At 44.4% G+C, this 20,244-nt stretch carries 13 protein-coding genes; 5 read left to right on the top strand and 8 right to left on the bottom strand.

Annotated elements, in window-relative coordinates; genetic code table 11:
- Positions 1-14: 14 nt before the first annotated feature.
- The gene (locus NYE25_RS25360; RefSeq protein WP_341147145.1) at positions 15-2,045 is read right to left on the bottom strand and encodes a beta-galactosidase; all 2,031 of its coding nucleotides are present in this window, start codon (positions 2,043-2,045) and stop codon (positions 15-17) included.
- 119 nt (positions 2,046-2,164) lie between these two features.
- Here NYE25_RS25360 and NYE25_RS25355 point away from each other — a divergent pair, with 119 nt between their 5' ends.
- On the top strand, positions 2,165-2,998 hold the full coding sequence (locus tag NYE25_RS25355; protein ID WP_341147144.1) for an AraC family transcriptional regulator: 834 nt from the start codon (positions 2,165-2,167) through the stop codon (positions 2,996-2,998).
- A 559-nt stretch (positions 2,999-3,557) separates the two neighbouring features.
- Here NYE25_RS25355 and NYE25_RS25350 read toward each other — a convergent pair.
- The 4 genes from NYE25_RS25350 to NYE25_RS25335 all read right to left on the bottom strand — a co-directional run bounded on the left by NYE25_RS25350 (position 3,558) and on the right by NYE25_RS25335 (position 8,757).
- A complete protein-coding gene (locus NYE25_RS25350; RefSeq protein WP_341147143.1) occupies positions 3,558-5,549 on the bottom strand; it encodes a beta-galactosidase in 1,992 nt (663 codons plus the stop codon).
- Between the two features lie 130 nt (positions 5,550-5,679).
- Positions 5,680-6,981, bottom strand: coding sequence for an ABC transporter substrate-binding protein (locus tag NYE25_RS25345; protein ID WP_042185065.1), 1,302 nt, complete (start codon positions 6,979-6,981; stop codon positions 5,680-5,682).
- 61 nt (positions 6,982-7,042) lie between these two features.
- Positions 7,043-7,876, bottom strand: coding sequence for a carbohydrate ABC transporter permease (locus tag NYE25_RS25340; RefSeq protein ID WP_042185063.1), 834 nt, complete (start codon positions 7,874-7,876; stop codon positions 7,043-7,045).
- A complete protein-coding gene (locus NYE25_RS25335; protein WP_076283845.1) occupies positions 7,876-8,757 on the bottom strand; it encodes a carbohydrate ABC transporter permease in 882 nt (293 codons plus the stop codon). Before NYE25_RS25335 ends, NYE25_RS25340 begins: the two co-directional genes overlap by 1 nt.
- A 136-nt stretch (positions 8,758-8,893) precedes the next feature.
- Between NYE25_RS25335 and NYE25_RS25330 the strand changes: the two genes are divergently transcribed.
- Both NYE25_RS25330 and NYE25_RS25325 read left to right on the top strand, forming a co-directional pair.
- The gene (locus tag NYE25_RS25330; protein ID WP_341050164.1) at positions 8,894-10,714 is read left to right on the top strand and encodes a cache domain-containing sensor histidine kinase; all 1,821 of its coding nucleotides are present in this window, start codon (positions 8,894-8,896) and stop codon (positions 10,712-10,714) included.
- Positions 10,711-12,366 carry a helix-turn-helix domain-containing protein gene (locus NYE25_RS25325; protein WP_341147142.1) on the top strand — a complete coding sequence of 552 codons (1,656 nt, stop codon included), beginning with the start codon at positions 10,711-10,713 and terminating at the stop codon, positions 12,364-12,366. Before NYE25_RS25330 ends, NYE25_RS25325 begins: the two co-directional genes overlap by 4 nt.
- Positions 12,367-12,470: 104 nt before the next feature.
- Here the strand turns inward: NYE25_RS25325 and NYE25_RS25320 are convergent, their stop codons facing one another.
- Both NYE25_RS25320 and yicI read right to left on the bottom strand, forming a co-directional pair.
- Positions 12,471-13,637 (bottom strand): SGNH/GDSL hydrolase family protein, encoded by a 1,167-nt coding sequence (locus NYE25_RS25320; RefSeq protein WP_341147141.1) that lies wholly within the window; start codon positions 13,635-13,637, stop codon positions 12,471-12,473.
- Between the two features lie 124 nt (positions 13,638-13,761).
- On the bottom strand, positions 13,762-16,083 hold the full coding sequence (gene yicI / locus NYE25_RS25315; protein ID WP_341147140.1) for an alpha-xylosidase: 2,322 nt from the start codon (positions 16,081-16,083) through the stop codon (positions 13,762-13,764).
- A 127-nt stretch (positions 16,084-16,210) separates the two neighbouring features.
- On the opposite strand from yicI, the gene NYE25_RS25310 reads away from it, so the two are divergent.
- Both NYE25_RS25310 and NYE25_RS25305 read left to right on the top strand, forming a co-directional pair.
- On the top strand, positions 16,211-17,101 hold the full coding sequence (locus NYE25_RS25310; RefSeq protein WP_341147139.1) for an AraC family transcriptional regulator: 891 nt from the start codon (positions 16,211-16,213) through the stop codon (positions 17,099-17,101).
- Positions 17,102-17,225: 124 nt separating this feature from the next.
- Positions 17,226-17,984 carry a hypothetical protein gene (locus NYE25_RS25305; RefSeq protein ID WP_341147138.1) on the top strand — a complete coding sequence of 253 codons (759 nt, stop codon included), beginning with the start codon at positions 17,226-17,228 and terminating at the stop codon, positions 17,982-17,984.
- A 99-nt stretch (positions 17,985-18,083) separates the two neighbouring features.
- Here the strand turns inward: NYE25_RS25305 and NYE25_RS25300 are convergent, their stop codons facing one another.
- On the bottom strand, positions 18,084-20,153 hold the full coding sequence (locus NYE25_RS25300) for a class I SAM-dependent methyltransferase (protein ID WP_341147137.1): 2,070 nt from the start codon (positions 20,151-20,153) through the stop codon (positions 18,084-18,086).
- Positions 20,154-20,244 lie beyond the last annotated feature (91 nt).

Here is a 20,244-nt window from a genome sequence, read left to right as displayed (position 1 = left end):
ATATATACTACGAATTAGTTCTTATCCGACAAAATCAATACTCCACGGGCTGGCACAACACAAGAACCGCTAACCTTATTGCCAGTCAGAAGATCCGTACGCTCATCAGCACCAATATCCGCACTCAAATCACCAGTGGTGTGGTTCAGCAAGAATAGGTAGGATACGCCTTCCTTCACACGTTGCACAGATTCGATACCTTCCGGTGCAGTTACTAGCGGCTGAATGTTCTTGTCGGCACACAGATTGGCTAAGAATCCTTTCAAGAATCCCGCTTCTGGGCTGGTAGCCACGTAATACGCTTTACCTTCACCAAAGTTATTCACAGTCAAGGCTGGCATTCCTTTATAGAAATCAGATCCGTACTCTGCCAAAACCTCAGCGCCTTCGGCATGAATCAGATCGCAGAGCAGATCACATTTGTAAGAACCACTCAAATTGCCCCACGCTTTGTCCATCACAATCTCATTGCTCATCCCTGGCAGCAGTGCATCAATTTCCTCTGCCCAGATCCCGAGTACGTTGCGCAGTTCCCCAGGGTAGCCACCTACGGTTACGAGGTCGTTCTCATTAACAATTCCGCTGAAATAAGTCGTAATGAATGTACCGCCTGCTTTTACAAAAGCTTCAACCTTCTCAGCAAAACCCGGCTTAACCATATACATCACAGGTGCGATTACAATCTCATATTTGAACAGATTCTCTTCTACACCGATCATATCGGCTTCGATATTTTGTTGGTAGAGTGCATCATAATATTTATGAATCTCATTCACATAATCCAAGGCTACGGATGGTCCGCTTGAAAGGTTGATGGCCCAGCGGTTTTCCCAGTCATAAATAATCCCTACTTTAGCTGCACTCCGCGCATCCAATAGCTGATCTCCAAGCTGTCCCAGCTCTTTACCTAGCTCAGCGCATTCACGGAATACACGCGTATGCTCATGTCCCACATGCTCAATAACAGCTCCATGATACTTCTCACATGCACCAATTGAACGACGCAGCTGGAAGAACAGAACAGTGTCTGCACCACGCGCAACAGCCTGATAACTCCACAAGCGCATAACCCCTGGACGTTTCAAAGAGTTATATGGCTGCCAGTTCTGCTGGCTTGGCGTTTGCTCCATCAGCATGAAAGGTTGTCCATTCTTCAATCCACGCATGAGATCATGCGTCATGGCTGTGAAGCTGACTGGTGTATCCAGTGAAGGATAGTTGTCCCAAGAAATGACGTCCATATGTTTAGCCCACTCAAAATAGTCCAATTCATCATAAAAGCCCATCAAGTTAGTGGTAACAGGTACGTTAGGACTGTGCTCCTTAATCGCATCGCTCTCAATTTTGTAGCATTCCAGCAAGCTATGAGACATAAATCTACGGAAGTCTAATGAAATGCCTTGGAAGTTGGTGCGGTTGCCATCCCATTCTTCACTCAGCTCACTAGGCAGTACAATTTCTTCCCAATCATAAAACGTATGTCCCCAAAAACGTGTATTCCATGCTTTGTTTAATACATCCAGAGAACCATAACGATCCTTCAACCAGACACGGAACGCCGCTTCAGATAAATCAGAATAATCATAGTTACTGAACTCATTCGAAACGTGCCAAGCTACAAGCGCCGGATGATCCTTATAACGTTCAGCCAGCTTTCCTGCCAGCTTCGCTGCAAACTTGCGGTAAACCGGACTGTTTGGATTCGAGTTATGACGTCCACCGAACTTGCGTTTTCTGCCCTTCACATCAACACGAGTAACTTCAGGATAACGATGAGCCATCCAAGCTGGGTGCGCTCCTGTACCTGTTGCCAGACATACGTAAGTACCATTTTTATATAGTCTATCCATTAATTCATCTAGTGATGAGAAATCATAAGTGTCTTCGGAAGGTTGGATCAGCGCCCAGGAAAACACATTAATTGTGGCAACATCAATTCCTGCCAGCTTAAACATACGCTCATCCTCTGCCCATACAGGCGCATCCCATTGCTCTGGATTGTAATCTCCACCGTACCAAATCTTAGGTAATTTATCGTTAATCACACTTCGCACATCCTTTATAGTATAATTATATATATATTGTAATCGGTTAACCTTACGCTATAAATATAAAATAATCTTCCCAGCATATAAGAATATGGAACCAAGAGGAGATGGAGTCATTGAAGGGAATCGTGCATCGTAGAATTGTGTTCCCCCATGAGGGTGGACAAGATCTACCTATCACAATAGACAGTATCGGTCACAATCATCAACAGGAAAAAGTATCCCGCTTAGATGGCTACGAAACCTATCATTGGCTCCAAACGGCGTCTGGTGAAGGGGTGATTCATTTTGAGAATAAAAGCTTCTCCCTTCCCGCAGGCAGTGGTGTATTACTTCTCCCCTATACTCCACATCGCTATGAAGCTTCGGCTGCTAACTGGAGCACCTCTTATTTAACGTTCGGAGGCAGCTCTGCAGGGTCTATTTTGGAGACGCTGGGGATGAATATGAATTCTTTTTACCGCTGGGAAAAAGAGGCGCCTCTCTCCAAGCTGCTAAGAGAAATACTTGATCAGTATGATGCCTCACAGGACATGTTTGGTCTGACTGCCTCCACTGATGCTTATCGCTTTCTGCTTACTTTAAGCAAATATGGGCAACTGCATAACAACACAACGATATCCCGCAATGTGGATAAGCTGCAGCCGCTTCTGAAGTGGATGGACAGCCATTATGGTGATCCTGATCTCGGACTTAACGATCTAGCCGATCAGCTCGGCGTCTCAGGGCGATATCTCAACAATCTATTCATACAAACCTTTGGGCTATCTCCTTATGCCTATTTCGTACGGCTACGTATCCGTAAAAGCAAAGAAATGCTCGTAAGCCAGCCGGATCTTACTGTAAAAATCATCTCGCAGAGAGTCGGCTTCCGTGATGTTAGCCATTATGTTGCCACCTTTCGCAAGCAGTCAGGGACTACACCGGAGCAGTTTAGACGACTTCACTAATACTCTAAGGTGTACAGCTTAATCGCCTCCTGCGTAGTGAAATGCTACATAAGGTTGTGATGATAGAGCTTATCGCTGTGTGAATCTCATTAGTATGGGCATGTGCGTCAGAGTAACTGCATTTTGTACACTTAAATCAGCCTGTTCAGCAGAAAATATCCATATAAGTGTATTCTGTGCAGTTATATTCTCAGCATTTGGCTGTGAACCGCGATACTTCGCATTATAGCTGCACTAAATACAACTAAATCCTTTTCATAGCCCGAGAGCATAAAATAAGTGTAGAAAGTGCAGCTATTCTGTATCAAACCAACTCTCCATTCCTTCTAGTTCAGCTATTCTGCATCGTACCAACTGGCTTGTCTCGACAGCTACAGTCCCCGTAAAACAGTGTATTCTATTGCACTTAATACATTAGAATGCACTTTTCCATCTCATTTCGAGCATTCTATTGCACAGAGTGCAATCACAAATCTCAATCTCAATCTCAATCTCAATCACAAGGGTTAACCCCCAAGGAGATAAAGCCCTCTCCCCATCAGCAATTACTTAAAATCTTTTACATCTCCAGAATATCCACACCATACGGCTCAAGCTGCAGCTCTCCTGAACAAATCAAGTGATTCAGCAGACTGTTATACTCCTGTGGCAACGGGATCGTCACAGACTCCCGGCTCAGATTAAGCAAGAATAAGAAGCTTCCTTGATCTCCCGAACGCACAGAGGTCTGTACTCCATCCGGCAAACCCTCAAATCTAAACAGCCCCTGCTGTTTGGAAAGGCGCTCCAATAAAACTGACCAGAATCTCTCTTCCATATGAGTCCCAAAGTAATAAACCTGACCTTTTCCAAAAGCATTGACGGTTACAGCCGGAGTTCCGCTATAGAAATCATCGCCATACCAAGCAATCGGCACTGCCACAACAGGCCTTAGGATGTCGCACCACTGCGTGCATTCATATGGGTTACCCTCAGCATCAACAACCTTATGGGTCTCAGTACCAATCGGATCATACTCCAGCACTTCAACCCCTGTGCAATAGCTCAGTAGCCCCGGTAGTGGCTGCATGACTGCGATGTTATTTGTAGTTTTCACGCCACTTCGATTGGTAATAAGCAAAGTTCCGCCAGCGAGTGCAAAATCCTCCAAACTACGTACGATCTCCTCATCCAGTAAATACAAATTTGGAGCAATCACTACTTTATACTCATCCAATGGTTGTCTAAGATCGATAACATCACAACCCATACCAAGCTTCGTCACCGCACGGTGAATCTGCTTAATATTCTCATAATAATCAAATCCCTCAGCCTGCGGCTGAATATCTAGCGCAGCCTTCTCTTCATGAGAATGGAGTATAGCTACTTCATTCTTTAGCGTCGTTCCAGTCAGCTTCTCCCCGAGTGTATTAACCTCATGGCATAACTGAGTGAACTCCGCAAACCTGCGTCCTGGGACATTGCTGTGATCAATCAGTCCGTGCCAGAATTGCTCTGCTCCCGCGACTGCACTACGCCAGCGGAAATGAACGACGGTATCAGCACCTCTGGCTATCGTCTGCCACGCATAAGCACGAATCATCCCAGGATACGGCGTTCTCCACATCGGCATCCAACAACCTGGTGAACCACTTAGCTGCTCCATGATCCAAAAGTTTTGACGTTTAATACCACGGGTTACATCTAGTGAAAGTGCTCCGCTATATGGTGTTGTCGCTTGCTTGGTTGGAGAAGTATTCGGATAATAGTCAAATGCAGCGACATCCAGATCAGCACCGACTGCGTACATATCCAGACGCTGCGGATAGCTATGAAAGTTATGAGTGATAAAATGCTGCGGACAAACAGACCGCAAAATATCAATCTGCGTCTTCTGGAATGCTACCACCGAATCCCACTGAAACCGCTGATAATCTAGCAGGAATGATGGATTCTGGTGTGGTGATCCGCCCAGTGGAACAGTAAGCTCATTCCAATCGCTATATTCTCCACTCCACACAACCGTTCCCCACTCTGCATTCACCCGATCAAGGCTGCCATATTTGGCTTTCACCCAATTGCGAAACGCTATATTACAAGCATCACAATGACAATCTAACATCCCGAATTCATTATCAGTCTGCCAACCAATAACGGCCGGGTGTTCACTATAGTGCTCCGCAAGTCGCTGCGTGATACGACTTCCGTATTCGCGCAAAGATGTACTATTATAGCAGCGGTGTCCGCGTACCCCTGGATGAAAGGTCTCTCCCTTCGCAAATACCGGCAACACGTCCGGAAATTTCGTAGTTAACCATCTAGGAGGTGTAGCTGTGGGCGTACCAATCACAACCTGTAATCCATACTTATGAAAAAGATCCAGCGCGCGGTCCAGCCACCCGAACTGGTAATTGCCCTCCGCTATCTCTAACCGGCTCCATGCAAACTCGGCGACTCGAACTACCTTGACACCTGTTTCCTTCATTAATCTGATATCCGGTTCCCACATGGATTCTTCCCAATGCTCCGGGTAATAGTCCACACCTATCTGAATAAGATCATATCGTTTCATCGACGTCCTCTCCCCCTATCTTGTTATCATCAAAATAAAAGGCGCTCCCCGTCTCATAATGATGAGGTATACGGAGAACGCCTTTGTTAACCACTAGTCCATTTTAATCTTCTTTATGAACGAGCTTCACTTATTTCTTAAGCTTGTCCCAAGCTGCTTGCATGCCTGTCATCCAGCCATTCACATCAACCTTGCCAGCGATCATCTGTTGAATCACACTAGCAAATTCTTGAGTTACACCATCAGGGAATTTAGAGGATTGCAAACCATACACTTTGTCTTCTTTTACATAGTTCCATACGTCAGATCCAAGCTTACCGATATCTTCAGGAGTTGCTTCGATGGTGGACAACGCAGGGATGAATTTCCATTTTTTAACGATGTACTCTTTACCCATATCTGAAGTTACCAACCAGTTCAAGAATGTTTTAGCTTCTTCTTTAGATCCGGAATCTTTGTTGATAACAAGGTTTGCAGGAATACCTACAGTCATTTTGTCATTCTTTGCAGCATCTTCATTGATTGGCATAGGGAACATACCGATGTTCATGTCAGGTGTAATGTTATCAACAAGGGTTTGTGCCCAGTTACCTTCTTGCATCATTGCAGTTTCACCTTTAGCAAACATAGCCAAGTGAGTGTTAGCATCTGTAGTCAACGGATTTTTTTGTCCGTATTTCAAAGTCAAGTTGAGCAAGTTGCTCCAATCTTCAAACACTTTGTTACCTACGATTGTACCCGTACCGTCATTCAAGCTCTTAATGAAGCCATTTACATCATCTTGTTGAGCAAATGCTACGCTGATCCCTTGGTTACCAAGGAGCCACCATTCTTGATACGCATTACCAAAAGGAGTTACGCCAATCGCTTGCAATTTCTTAGCTGCATCTTCTAGTTGTGACAATGTTTTAGGAGTTTCAGTGATGCCTGCTTTTTCGAACAGGTCTTTGTTATATACAAAACCAATTCCTTCAAGGTTCATTGGCATACCGTACACTTTACCGTCTTTAGTCATTGGCTCTGCTGCCATAGGAATCAGATCTTTCACCCAAGGTTGATCGGACAGATCTTCCATCTTATCTCCCCAAAGCTCCATTTCAGCATATCCACCATTTGAGAAAATGTCAGGCGCGTCGCCGGAAGCAAACTTAGTCTTCAGTGCTGCAGCGTAATCGGCACCACCACCAACGGTTTGAATGTCCAGCTTGATGTTAGGGTGTTCTTTTTCAAATTCAACCTTAAGCTCATTAAGACCTTCAACGATTTCAGTCTTGAATTGAAAGATCTTAACCGTCTTTACTTCACCTTTATCTGTGCCAGCGCTTCCATTTTGTGAGTTACTAGAAGCGTTATTGCCTCCACCGCATGCTGTTAATGCTAAACTCATAGCCATTACTGCCGAAAGTGCAACTGCCGAGCGTTTCTTATTCATTATATTTTCCCCCTTAAGATAGTGGACTACTTATGAAATATTTGGAACGGAGGGCTCGGTGTTAACCTTTCACCGAGCCAGCCGCTATTCCCTCAACAATGTAACGCTGCATGAACAGATAGAAAATGATAATTGGAGCAATCCCGATTACGAGAGCCGGAAGCGCCATATCCCATTGTTTGGTGTATTGACCAAAGAAGGAGAAGGTCGCCAGCGGAATGGTCCGAAGTTCTGGTGCCTGAAGAATCAAGGAAGGCAGCAGATAGTCATTCCATATCCCAAGTGCATTAAGCACGATCGTTGTCATTACCATTGGCTTCAGCAAAGGAAGTACTATGCGGAAGAATACGGTAATTGGATTACATCCATCAACTGTAGCCGCCTCTTCAATTTCAAGCGGAACGGACTTGATAAAGCCGTGGAATAGAAAGATTGCCATTGGAACACTGATCCCTAGATTCGTGATAATCAAACCCAGAAAGGAGTTGTTTACTCCCATTACATTTACAACTTTCAAGATTGGAATCATGATCGTTTGAAACGGAACAACCATTGCGGCTACGAACAACAGTAACAAAAACTGATTAAATTTCGTATTCGCCCGAACCATACGATAAGAAGCCATCGCACTAAACAGAGAGATTAGAATAACACTGATAACAGTTATGATAACCGAATTTCGGAAAGCTTCACCGAAACGTGCCAATTTCCAAGCACTTGTATAGTTCGACCACATAAATGTCTGTGGCCAGCTTGCAGCATCACTCAGAATTTCACCGAACGATTTCACTGAGTTTGCTAGCAAGAAATAAAATGGAGACAGGAAGAGCAGGGCCAGAAGAATCATCAACACTTCCACGCCGATATTCCATCTGCTTTTTGTCTTGGCGTTCATTAAGCTTCTACCTCCTTGCTCTTCGTAATACGGACTTGAATCAGGGTGATAATCGCCACGATAACGAAGAACAGCAGCGCTTTAGCAGTACCCAGACCGTAACGATTGTTCAGGAAGGCTTCATTGTAAATATTCATAGCAACCGATTCAGTAGATTTGAACGGTCCACCTTTCGTTAAGGAAAGGTTAAGGTCGAACATTTTGAAGGACCAAGAAATGGCTAAGAACAAACCAATAGTTACAGCAGGCATAATTAATGGAACTACAATGTTGCGTAGTACCTGCCAACGAGAGGCACCATCAATATCAGCTGCTTCCAGGACTTCTTTCGATACGTTACTGAGAGAAGCGATGTAGATAACCATCAGATAACCGGAAGACTGCCAAACAAAAACCATTACAATCGCCCAGAAGCCGGTTGTTGCATCACCCAGCCAAGGAAGATTAAAGAACGACCAGCCTGTGAGTTCTCCCATTGTTGCGAACCCTTTGATGAAGATAAATTGCCAGATGAACCCGAGCAACAATCCCCCAATAACGTTCGGCATAAAGAAGATCGTCCGAAGCATGTTACGTGTCTTTAATGGTTTCGTTAACAGATAAGCTAGGAAAAACCCTACCACATTAGTCAAAATTACACCTAACACAGTAAATCTTACGGTAAACCAAAAGGAAGACCAGAAGTCGGGGTCATTCGTAAATATAGTGGTGAAGTTTTGAAATCCGACCCAACTTACATTACCGGATACACCGTTCCAGTCTGTGAAGGAGTAATACATCCCCATGATAAATGGGATAATCGTTATTAAGGTAAAAAACAAAACTGCAGGACCAACGAAGAATACCTGTTGACCTAACTGGGACAACTTAGTGCCGCGCATTTATTGTCCCCCCCTTTCTTTTGCTCACTTACTTGTTTATGCTTTATACACATATTATCTGTTTTTTTGAGCGCACCTCACACCTACGGAAGTGATCTTTCAGGTGTAAAATATTGATCGGATGTGACAAATTTCGATGAAATGGAACACGATTCGCACAAAAATGATCGTTTTCATCCTACTTCCAACACTAATTTGTATTATGGCCACGATGTTTATAAGCTACCACTTTAGTACTCAATCCTTAAGAACAAGAGCAGTAGATGAGAATACGAACCTTCTCTTTCAAGGTACTAGAAACATTGAAAGTCTGATTCAGGAAATCAATCGACTCTCCCTTATCGTCTATTCAGATTCAGAATTCTACAGATCTCTCGAAGCTGGATACGAGGATATGCTAGCAAATGCACGAATTTATTCTTCTCTAAATTACATTTCATCATCTATGCCTGACATATCTCAGGTCTATTTATACGGTGTCAAGGACAGCAAAGCCACTCTGCTCACCCAAAATACACCAAAACGTTGGCAGGGTGTTCCACCTTATCCTGACTCCAAGATATCTACCGATTCTGCGGTATCCTTACAGAGTACGCATTTAAGTCATAGCTACGGCCTAACGGCACCGATCCCGCAATTTATACCGGAGCCAGTGTTTACCTTACACAGAAGAATCGAAAGAGTCCCTACCACAAAAGCGCTTGGCTACCTGTCGATTGATGTCAAGCTAACGGCTCTAACCGACATCATCAGTCAGTTATCTGATCAGAAGCAGGAGAAAATCTGGCTGCTGGATGGCAACGGAAACATTGTCTACGGGGACAATAGTGAAGAATACGGCAAGAAACTGAATGCAGCTTGGTACGATACGAATATCAGGGACAAGCAAAGCTCACAAGGATACTTTGAAGAGGACAAAGCTATGTTTATCTACCAGAATATCGAAGGTCCAGGGTTAAATTGGACGCTGGTGAAGCAGATTCCCGTATCTTATCTTTTCCGAGAAGCCAATGAGGCGGCAACGATCAATATAGCACTGATGGTCCTGCTGCTGATTACAATTACAACGTTAACGATCCTAATCTCTTTTCGAATCACCGCCCCGATTAAGCAGTTGACCCGCTATATGAATCAGGTCCAGACCGGGAAGCTTGATATCGATATCCGCCCCATGGGCAAAGACGAGATCGGTGTCGTTACAGAACGGTTTCGCAGTATGATGGATACGATCAACAATCTGATCCTGAGAGAATACAAGCTGGAATTAACTAATAAAACGAATGAATTGCGGGCTTTGCAAGCGCAAATCAATCCGCATTTCCTTAACAACACCTTGCAGATCATCGGTACGCTTGCCTTGGAGCTTAAAGTACCCCAAATCTACTCACTTCTTTCTGCACTAGCGAAAATGATGCGCTACAGCATGTACAATGAGGAGAAGATTGTCACGGTTAAGGATGAACTGGATCATGTCAAAGCTTACATCGAACTACAGAAGGAACGTTTTGAAAATAAATTCAGTTTCCGTTACGATATGGAGGAAGCTCTTTTAGAGAAATTTATGCCTAAGATGATTCTGCAGCCTATTGTAGAAAACTATTTCAAACACGGTTTTAACCATTCCCGCTCAGACGGATTTGTTGAGATCACCGCGGCCAAATTGGGCGACAAGCGAATGGAAATCTGTATTCAAAACAACGGAAATGCTATTCCTTCAACGAAACTGGATCTTTTGCGGCAGAAGCTTCAACATTCCACTAGAACAGATATAGATTTATTAAGAAATACAGAGCAAGACAAGGAAGCTACTGGATCTGGTATTGGTCTGCCGAACGTTCTGGCTCGGCTCAAGCTCGTATGCGGAGATAGCGCCATCTTGACGGTGGACAACCTCAGAGCAGGTGGAGTGGTTGTAAGACTGGAAATAGACATTATAGCGGAGCGTGAGACGATATGAAGGCGTTAATTGTTGATGACGAGGCGAGAGTTAGAAAAGCTGTTAGACTTCTTGTCGACTGGGACGCACATCAAATCAATGAAATTCTGGAAGCCGGAAACGGAAATGAAGCTATTGAGATCATTCGGCAAGCGAAACCAGCCTTGGTCATTATGGACATGATGATGGAATCCGGTAATGGCGTAGAATTAATGACATGGGTTAACGAATTTGCCGGCAACATCAAATTCATTGTGGTCAGCGGACATAATGATTTCGAGTTCGTGCGCCAGACTGTTCGTCATGGTGGAATTGATTATATCCTTAAGCCCATTGAATCGGAGGCAATCAATGTAGCAATCGCTAAGGCAGTGGCTGCTTGGCGTTCAGAGGAAGCTGACCGTAGCGAACGACAGAAGCAGAACATTCAGCTTAATGAGTTCAAGCCCATCTACGGAGAAAAACTGCTATCCGCGCTAATCGATGATCCGATCAACTCGGAATTATCTCTTCGAAGGTTGCGAAGCGATGGCATTATCCCGGACAACGTCCTCTCTTCGCGCCTAATACTGGTGCAGACAGATACAGGAAATAATCTCCTACTTAACCGTTTTGGAGGAGACACCGGTCTCCTGAACTACGCTATCGTCAATATTTGTAATGAATTTTTGCAAGGTCAGCGTAAGGGTGTGGCTTTTCGTTACTGGGGAGGTCCTTCGGAGATTGCCATCATTCTATGGGATATCCAAACGTCTGTTTTCGAGCTTATAGGGAGAATTAATCAGGGTATCTACTCTACTTTGCAGGTCCGAATGCATTTCGGAATTAGCTGCATCGGCAGCCTGCCTAAGCAATTATCTTATCAGCGTGCAGAGGTGGCTGAGGCCTTACAGCGTAGAAATTTATTAATTCATGAGGATTACTGCCATTTTTCTACTTCCTCCGAAGAGTTTAAAGAGCGCAATGAAACCGCAAAGACAGAAATTCAAGGACATGCATCGCCGACGATCTTCGCACATGTGAAGGAAGATTGGAAAATGGCGGTCATCAGCGGAAGCTCTGATGTATTGTCCGCGGCAGCACAGCACTGGGTGGACGAGCTTAGCCGATGCGGAATTGTTACACCGGAGATTCTAAACTCGTGGAAGAATGATGCACTCTTATTTCGTTCCCAGTTGGTACGGGAAACGTTAGGTCCTGATGCCGATAGCGCACTTGCCGAGTTAGAACAGGCCGACCAGCTTCACCCAGCTCCTTATACGAATGGTTACTCGTTCTCCTTATTTGCTTGGCGTGACTGGTCATTTGATCTGATGGAGCGAATATCAGAAGTGATAGCCGCTAAACAAGCTAAAGAAAGCAATCCTATGCATGATATCGTGAAATATATCGAACTTAATTATGCCTCAGATCTATCCTTGCAGGAGATTGCCGGAAAGTTCTTTGTTAGCCGCGAATATATTTCACGCCGATTCAAACAGGAATACGGCATTAATTTCTCCGATTTCATCGTTAACGTCCGGATAGATAAAGCTAAATTGCTTATGCAGAACCCTCGTCTAAAGCTGTCGCAAATTTCCGAAATGGTGGGGTTTCATGATGTGAAGTATTTTAGCAAGGTATTCAAGAAACAGGTTGGTGTATCACCCAAGGACTATCGAAACCAGTTTTAAATTTAATTAATACCACGCTACGAGAAACGGTTGTCTCCTTTATGGAAGACAACCGTTTCTCGTAGAAATATAAAGATAATGTATAGCGTGAAACTTATATTTTCTTATATTTTTAAAAAGGCGTCCGCAACCGTCTTACCGGCTATGCCGTTCGGATGCGGGTCGTCTGTTCCACTCATAAACTCTGGTCTGATCCGGTGATCGTCTGGTGCTGGCAATGACAATAGGCTTGCTATATCAAACACCCGGCTCACACCTATAGGCGGATTAGACAAAATCTCACGATTCACCTTGCGCCAAGTTTCTTCTCTTTCACCCTGAAAATTGAACGGTGGCACCGTACTTAGAATAATATTTGCTTCAGCATTTGCCCCCTTGATCTTAGAAATAATGGTCTGCAAGTCACCAAGAAGCTCGTCCGCCGAACGGCAACCAATATCAATATCATTTACTCCAAGTACGATCATCACTTCATCACTTTGCTTAGTTTTGTTTAGCCATGGACCATCCGCGGCGACATCATAAGCTCTAGCCCAGCCAGAGCCAAGATTCCATACACCAATATCCGTGCCAAGGCCTTCCGCAATTCTCGCGACCCAATATTCGTACTCATCCTTTAATGTCCGCACACCTTGAGTAATCGAATCCCCCAAGAATATTAGTTTCTTGGTAACAGATTTCTTATACCCAATGAAGCTTGGCAGTACCAAAAGATTATCAGACGCTGTAAAACCATCCGCTGATTGTTGTGCGGCAAGATTTCCGGGCGCGTCATAAGCTGAAACCAGCATCCCTTCAACATTGAAAGGAATCGATTTACCTGCAGTGAGTGTCTTAATCGTCCACGTAAACGCCAAGTAATGCCCCTCCGGTAGAACAATGCTTGTCTCATCACTCCAGAAACATTCGCCAGCCGCAACGGTTTTTGAGGCTTTGCCCTCAAAGGTAAGCGCATGCTGTGTATTTTCAGTTATCGTTCCGTCTGGTTCTGTTCCTCCGTCAGCGATATAAGCTGTCTCGATAACCCAGTCGCCTCCAGGTTCACTGCCTACAGCTTCTTGCCCTTGATCCCATGTAGAATCCACCGCGTTGCTATGCCAGAACTTTAACTTCAACGTACCATTTTCCCTTAAACGAATATAAGTCCGGAAGGTATGCGTAAACAGTTCTTGCCTATTCATTATAAAATTCGCTGCAGTTGAAAGAACCGTTGCTGAGGTATATTCCGTCTGGTTCAATACTCCACTTCCCTTTGTTAAATTAGTATCCATAACGTTCCCCCGTTATTCAGTAAGATTGTAACACTAAAACCTCTCCAATAAACCAAGGGAACAGATCGTCCACCCAGTTTACAAGAGAGGTAATGGCTATATCAATATGCTTTAAGAAACAATCTTATTTCAATGTAATCGTAAACGATACGGTTTTTGCACCTGCGTTTACTTTTACTGTAGTTTCATCTACTTGCTCTGCACCTTCTACAGAAGCGATAGCTCCCAGATCTTTAAGTGAAAGCGAGAATTCTTTACCGCTACCTTCCGCAGTAACTGTTACCGTACTGCCTTTACGGTCAGCCTTCACAGTCAATTCAGGAGTACCTTTGAGATCACGAACGGTTGCAGAAGTCGTAGTGACATCTTCAAGTGAATATAAGCCGAATTTAACGCCATTCGCATAGTCGTAATCCGGTTTGTTATCCACACTGCCGATTGCCAGCAAGGAATTCTGGCGAACGAATAATGGCAGGCTAAAGAAATCATATTTCTCTTTGCGCCATGATCCACCTTGTACGGTTTCACCAGTAAGCAAGTGAGTCCAGCGACCAGCCGGCAAGTAGTACTTCGCCTCGCCGTTTTCTTGGAAGATTGGGGCTACAAGCAAGGATTCACCTAACATGTATTGACGATCCAATACCTCACAAGTAGGATCTTCCGGGAATTCCATAACCATAGCCCGCATAGAAGCCCAGCCATGTTCATGTGCCTGTCCTGCTACATCATACAGATAAGGCATCAAGCTACATTTGAGTTTGGTGAAGAAACGGGTAACATCACAAGCTTCATCATCATAAGCCCAAGGCACACGGTACGAAGTGCTACCATGCAGACGGCTGTGACTGGACAATAGTCCAAACGCCAACCAGCGTTTAAATACATGTGCCGGAGCCGTGTTCTCAAATCCACCGATATCATGACTCCAGAAACCGAAACCAGACAATCCTAGAGACAATCCACCGCGAAGGCTCTCTGCCATGGATTCATAATCTGCGTAGCAGTCACCGCCCCAGTGAACTGGGAACTGTTGGCCACCGGCAGTTGCAGAACGTGCGAACAATGCCGCTTCATTTTTACCAAGCTTCTCTTCTAGCACTTCAAATACAACCTTGTTATACAATTGAGTGTAGTAGTTGTGCATTTTCATCGGATCAGATCCGTCGAAGTAAGCTACATCTGTAGGAATACGCTCGCCGAAGTCTGTCTTGAAGCTATCTACGCCCATATCTACCAAATCACGCAGGTAGCCGGCATACCATTCACAAGCCGCAGGGTTGGTGAAGTCCACCAGTGCCATACCTGCTTGCCACAAATCACATTGATAAACGTCACCATTAGGTTTTTTGAGCAGATAACCATTTTTCTTGCCTTCTTCAAACAAGCGGGAACGTTGCCCGATATAAGAGTTGATCCATACGCAGATCTTCAACCCTTTATCTTTCAGGCGTTTCAGCATGCCTACTGGGTCAGGGAATACGCGCTCATCCCACTGGAAATCGGTCCATTGATATTCACGCATCCAGAAACAATCGAAGTGGAATACGCTCAGCGGCAGATCGCGCTCTGCCATACCATCTACGAAGGAGTTTACGGTTGCTTCATCGTAGTCGGTAGTGAAAGAAGTCGTCAGCCACAGGCCGAATGTCCAAGCTGGAGGAAGTGCAGGCTTGCCAGTAAGTGATGTATAGTTGCTGATAACTTCTTTGATGGTAGGACCATCAATCACGAAGTATTCTAGGCTCTCTCCAGCTACGCTGAATTGCGCTTTTTTCACTTTTTCCGAAGCAATCTCATAAGAAACCAACTCAGGATGGTTAACAAATACGCCATAGCCTTTGCTGCTTACATAGAAAGGAACATTCTTATAAGCTTGCTCGGAGCTAGTACCACCGTCTTTGTTCCAAAGATCTACGGTCTGTCCATTCTTTACAAAAGCGGTAAAACGCTCGCCCAAACCGTAAACGAATTCACCTACACCGAGATCCAGCTCTTCACGCATATACGTGTTGCCGTCTTGATCCGTGATATAAGCCATGGACTTGAAACCGCTGCCTGTAATTCTCTCGTCTCCACGATAGAAATCCACAGCCCATTGTTGGCCTTTGCGAATCACTACACGCAGTCCGCCGCTGATCAGCACAGTCTCGGAATCGTTTTCTTCAATCTTAACGTGATCTCCAGTACCTTTCGTGAGTTCGAAGACTGGACCGCGTTCTTGTACGCCATCATGATGAATAATCTTAACCCCTACCACACCTGGAAGCGGGGAATGAAATTTTACAGTAAGCAGGGTTGAATTCAGCGTCGCTGAACGCCCTGTGATTGGAGTTGTTTGAGTAATTGCTGTTAATCCATCTGGAGTCTTTTCTACAACATAATTTTGAACTGCACCGTTAATCGTGATACCATCACGCACCAGCCAGAGACCATCAGTAAATTTCATTGTGTACTTGCCACCTTTCAATTTGGTGTTTATAGTTGCATTATACCGATAAAAAATAAACAAAACTAATACTATATAGCTCATTTATAACACTATTTTGATGTTTTATCCGAAAGGAGTGGCATTTATGGACCGTACAACCCAGAGTTTGCTAAAAGAAAACAGAGTGCATGGCGATAGCATGTTTCCGCTTGCAGCTTATTGGATAGAATTACCGGCTGGAACACATGTCCTCGATACCCATTGGCATGAAGAAGCGGAGTTTTTTATGCTGCTCGAAGGAGAAATTCTGTTTCAGGTGGATACCGAATATTTCCCACTTAAAGCCGGTGAGGCTGTATTTATCGAGTCTGGTGATATTCACGCTGCCTATGTACTGAACGAAGATACGCCCTGCAAATTTTGTGCGCTCGTGTTTCTTCCTGATCTTCTCGCTAGTGCCCAATATGATACGATCCAGCAGAACACCATCTTACCCCTTCAGGAGAAAAGACAAAGCTTTCCTCGCCACCTAACACCGGCTGTGAAATGGCAGCATGAACTTCTCGGGCACTTAGAACGCATGATGGACGCCTACGCTGCGCAATCTCCCGGGTTTGAAGCTTTTATTAAAGGCACGTTACTCATCATGCTCTCGCTGATTGCTCCAGAGGATCGTTTTGTAAACCGCAGCCAGCTGGATGACGCTGATACTACTAAGATCAATCGACTTAAGAAGATTATTCTCTATATTCAGGATAACTATCAGGAGCCGATTCGAACTCGGGACCTCTCCGACCTTATTCCCATGAGTGAAGGACAGTTCTGCCGCTTTTTCAAAGAAATGACCCGTAAGACTCCAGTAGATTACATTAACTCTTACCGAATTCGCCAAGCCGCCGATCTACTGCAACAAAGCAACAGAAAAATATCCGACATCGCATTCGAGGTCGGATTTGATAATGTGAGCTATTTTATTAAAGTGTTTCGCAGAGCGATGAAATGCTCGCCTTCGGAGTTTAGGAAGGGGTCCCATTAACATCTTATTGTTCGACTTCTATTCATCGGTCGTTCTGAAGCTAACGGCTCTCTTTATTAATTCTTCCTGCTGATTTTCCGATATATTATAGATAGATCTTATCGTCGTAGGAGGAGAATGAGCTATGCATATAACGAATATGACCTCTGCTATGGGAACGAGACTTAATGTAGCTGTTAGTCACCAAACTAACGATAAAACCATAAATTCAAACAGCAAGACAAGTGGTAGCGGAGACCACTTATCGATAAGCAAATCTGCAAAAGCAGCTTTTCAAAATCAATCTAAAATGAGCGGAATGGTTGATTCTCTACTTAAACAAAAACAGAGTATCATCGATAGCAAGAACAGCCTAATTGAAAGAACCACCAAAAGCTCACATAACCTTGATTCTATTCAAGATCAACTTAAGGAATTCGATAAACAGCTCCAAACGATTGACCAACAAATTGCGAAGTACACCTTTGAAGAGCAACAAAAGAACTTAGAAAAAGCTCAAAAAGAAGATCTATCGGATGAACCTAAAACCGAGCAAGAGATACAAAACGAAAGATTGAATACGATTGTTGCTATAAGCCAAAATGTTTCACAAATGGAGGTAGTTTCTTCTACCCATTCTAAGATGCATGGCGAGGCAAGAGTTCTGACCAAGGAAATCGAATCGGATGAAGCTCGTTCTACTCATTCTGCAACAGCCAAACGTGAGCAGTTATCCAAAATCGAAGATAGAATATCGGAAATGAATGAAACGTTAGGCGATACCATAAAAGACACCGGAGATAAAATTAAAGATCAGGAACGGACTGAGAAATTAGCCACCTACCAAGAAATTCAGCGTTTAGCCGAAGATTCTGATAAGTCGCAGCTAGAAATACTAATCTAACAAAGACAAAATTCTCTATATAGAAAAAGCAATCGGACCTCTACCACATCAAAGGGGTTGCCGATTGCTTTTTTATATGCAGATGATGTTATCTTTCAACTATTCCTTCCGAATCACGATAAAGCAGGTGCTGTCTGGCAAGGCCACTTCCTGTCCGCTCTCATCCATGAACCTTACTCTATCGCGCAGCGCTTCGGTATAACCTTCTTGCAAGTAATGCCGGAAGACTTCAATCTTCGCCTGCTTTCCTAAAGTCTGTTCAATAAATGAGGCAAACTCCGTTGGGGTAAAATAACCAAACTGTTCTTGGACCTCATGAATGTAGGCCTCCTCGCCCCAGGTATACGTATATAAAAATTCCATGGCATCATTAACAGGCATGAGTACTTCTTCTTCCCCTAATCTCTGATACTGAAGCTGACGTCCGGCAAAATCCTTCGCATAACGCTCCAGCCACGCCATACCGTCCTCCTCCAGAAAACGAACTTTCCGCAGCAATGCTGTGGGTTCGGTCATAATCCCATCACGGATAATGATAGCCCCGCCCACTGACAATACATCAAAGGCAATTCGCAGAGCGGCCGAGACGGTGTCATGATTGAACTTTTTACCATTAAGCGGTACATAAGAATATAGCTCATGCAAAATCGAAGAAAAAATTACCGTACCCACCGTTCCAGCCTCTACGAAATCTTCAAGGTTCAACGCATCTCCCTGCAGGACCTCCCACTGACGACCTTCCCGTTGCTTGCGCTGCCGCAGAGCTTCCACTACATTGCTCGATATATCAATGCCGATAGGGGTAACCTCTGGCATCCTCTCTTCCAGTAAATCCAGCAGCACACCGCCGCCTGGGCCGATATCCAGCACTTTTTTCCCAATGACATGCTCCAGAATCACAGCCTTATAATCTGCTGTATTATTCATTTGACTTAAGTAGGTATCTTCATTATGAAAACGGTCGAAGGCGTCCCTGCGTAGCTCGAACAAGTCGAATAACAGCAATACAGCACGTTCATACAAGGGCGATTTTTCAGCTTCCATACAGAATTCGATCAGCTTCTCTGCCGCTGCCGAGAATTGAAACTGAAAAAACACCGTGTCTGGCAGATGTTCCTTAGCGTATGGACGAAGCATTAGATGAGGATTCTCATCAGGTAAAGTCCCTTTTTCGATATCCTCCCATCTAAGCTCCGATAAATATTTTTCTATAATCCGCTTCTTATAAACATTGATCTTCTTAACACCCTTGTAGTCATAGTAAATACTGTTCATAACCTGCTCGAAGCTGATATGACGTAGGGGTTCATTCTGAGCCCTTTGAGCTGCAAGCAACATCACCTTCAGAAATTGCTCCAACGAGAAGGTCTGCATTGCAGATTCCACATACCAGAAGATAGTGTTACTTAAAGACTCCAACCGTTCCGCATGGAAGCCTTCCTGTGTCAGCTTTGCCCATTCCGTAGTGAAATCCTCTCCTCTAGAGATCGGACCTAGCCGCATTCTGCGCAGTCTTTCTTTCATCGGCATTGGACTAGCAAGTTCACCGGTTGCGATCAGAGTAATAAGCTGTTTCACTTCATGCTCTACATTCAGCCATAGCTCGGGGGATACAGCTCCGATGATGCAATGATTGAGTACGGTTAGCAAGCGTTCAAGTTCCTCGGCAGTCAGTAACTGTTCCTCCACAAGATCACGAAGCGGCTTATTTACTTCCGGAGGCACCTCCCCACGGATTTGCTGTCCTATCAGTCCATGGGTTTCAATAAGCCGATGAACCAGTGCACTTTTGTCAGAGACCGTACCGCTCAAATGTTTCCCGTATAACTGTGCGGAGCCAATGTTATGTACAAAACAGTTAATGCCTTCCTCCTGCCAAAGTAACCGCTCCTTCAATGTGCCACCCTTAGCTGCTTCTGACCAGATTAATGTTTCTTCCACAAGCTCTTTGATCCAAATCGAACGGGGAAGCTGGTCTAGCAGCTGCAAACTGCGTTCCACATAATCCAGCACGGGATTCCTGTGGTCCAACTCCTCCAGAGATTCCACACGCTCCAAATTTACAATCTGCTCCTCGGCTTGGACAATAAGCTTCAGCCAGAGGTTATCCTCCAAATGATCTTGTATTCCTTCACGGTATAAGGTGATGGCTTCCAACGATTTCAGCATATACTCCTCCTTCGCTCCAAAGTGGAGACTATAAAGACTTATTATTATATATACACTCCCGTTAATTAAAAAACAGAACCAGGATTCATGA

The sequence above is a fragment of the Paenibacillus sp. FSL E2-8871 genome (assembly GCF_038000345.1).
In the GTDB taxonomy this organism is placed as follows: domain Bacteria; phylum Bacillota; class Bacilli; order Paenibacillales; family Paenibacillaceae; genus Paenibacillus_AQ.
This window is presented reverse-complemented; position numbering and strand designations above follow the sequence as displayed.

Bases quoted from the DNA above. Each gene is read 5' to 3' on its own strand.
- NYE25_RS25350 (WP_341147143.1), bottom strand. From the start codon at position 5,549: ATGAAACGATATGATCTTATTCAGATAGGTGTGGACTATTACCCGGAG.
- NYE25_RS25310 (WP_341147139.1), top strand. From the start codon at position 16,211: ATGGACCGTACAACCCAGAGTTTGCTAAAAGAAAACAGAGTGCATGGC.
- NYE25_RS25340 (WP_042185063.1), bottom strand. From the start codon at position 7,876: ATGAACGCCAAGACAAAAAGCAGATGGAATATCGGCGTGGAAGTGTTG.
- NYE25_RS25320 (WP_341147141.1), bottom strand. From the start codon at position 13,637: ATGGATACTAATTTAACAAAGGGAAGTGGAGTATTGAACCAGACGGAA.
- NYE25_RS25325 (WP_341147142.1), top strand. From the start codon at position 10,711: ATGAAGGCGTTAATTGTTGATGACGAGGCGAGAGTTAGAAAAGCTGTT.
- NYE25_RS25335 (WP_076283845.1), bottom strand. From the start codon at position 8,757: ATGCGCGGCACTAAGTTGTCCCAGTTAGGTCAACAGGTATTCTTCGTT.
- yicI (WP_341147140.1), bottom strand. From the start codon at position 16,083: ATGAAATTTACTGATGGTCTCTGGCTGGTGCGTGATGGTATCACGATT.
- NYE25_RS25330 (WP_341050164.1), top strand. From the start codon at position 8,894: ATGAAATGGAACACGATTCGCACAAAAATGATCGTTTTCATCCTACTT.
- NYE25_RS25345 (WP_042185065.1), bottom strand. From the start codon at position 6,981: ATGAATAAGAAACGCTCGGCAGTTGCACTTTCGGCAGTAATGGCTATG.
- NYE25_RS25300 (WP_341147137.1), bottom strand. From the start codon at position 20,153: ATGCTGAAATCGTTGGAAGCCATCACCTTATACCGTGAAGGAATACAA.
- NYE25_RS25305 (WP_341147138.1), top strand. From the start codon at position 17,226: ATGCATATAACGAATATGACCTCTGCTATGGGAACGAGACTTAATGTA.